The organism is Kitasatospora sp. NRRL B-11411, from assembly GCF_000721345.1.
GTDB classification, from domain to species: Bacteria; Actinomycetota; Actinomycetes; order Streptomycetales; family Streptomycetaceae; genus Kitasatospora; species Kitasatospora cineracea.
Genome location: NZ_JOGH01000290.1, coordinates 1 through 868, shown reverse-complemented (window position 1 = coordinate 868; position 868 = coordinate 1). Strand labels below are relative to the sequence as shown.

The window sequence follows — 868 nt, the reverse complement described above, 5'->3', positions numbered from 1 at the left end:
CCGAAAGGCCCACCCATGTCCACCACCTCCGCCGCCACCCCCACCCCCTCCTCCACGGGAACGCACTTCCCCGACCTCACCCCCGACACCGCCCCGCCGGCCGCCCGCCGCCAGCTCGACCAGGTCACCCGCCACCTCGGCTACCTCCCCTCTGCCGCGGCCCGCCTCGCCCACTCCCCCCAACTCCTCGACGGCTTCCTCAAGTTGACCGCCCTCTTCGACAGCACCGAACTCGACCCGACGGTCCGCGAAACCGTCATCCTCACCATCGCCACCCGCAACGGCTGCCACCTCTGCGTCGCCATGCACACCGCCGCCCTCACCCGGCTCGACGCCGCCCCCGAGCTGATCACCGCCCTGCGCACCCAGCAGCCCCTCCCCGACGCCCGGTTGGAAGCCGTCCGCCGCTTCGTCCACAGCGTCCTCGACCACACCGGCGCCGTCCCCGAACCCGACCTCGCCGCCTTCCTCGCCCACGGCTTCACCCCGCGCAACGCCCTCGAAATCGTCCTCGGCATCGGCGCCTACACCCTCTCCACCTTCGCCAACCGCCTCACCGACGCCCCCGTCGACCCCCAACTCGCCCCCTACGCCTGACCGTCCGCACCCGGCCGGTACGCTCCCCCGGTGACCGGCCCCGTCCTCCCCGCCCTGCGCCACCAGTTGGTGTCCGCGGTCCTCACCCTGGCCGCCCCCGGCCTCCAGGACGACGCCTTCGACCCCGCCCCGCTGCTCGCCACCCTGTTCGGCGAAGCCTGCGACGCCGACGACCCCCTCCCCTGGATCGGCCACACCCTGCGCACCGGCGAAGAGGCCGCCCTCACCGCCGACCTCGGCACCGCCCTCCGCACCCTCCTCACCACCCTCC

Annotated in this window: 1 protein-coding gene and 1 pseudogene; both read left to right on the top strand. The window is 74.1% G+C overall.

All coding sequences use genetic code 11. The features are described 5' to 3' along the window. Positions 1-15 precede the first annotated feature (15 nt). Positions 16-597: a carboxymuconolactone decarboxylase family protein gene (locus tag IH44_RS0139985; RefSeq protein WP_030464767.1), complete on the top strand. Its 582-nt coding sequence runs from the start codon at positions 16-18 to the stop codon at positions 595-597. 30 nt (positions 598-627) lie between these two features. Then, positions 628-868: pseudogene (locus IH44_RS0139980) on the top strand (hypothetical protein); the annotation flags it as partial.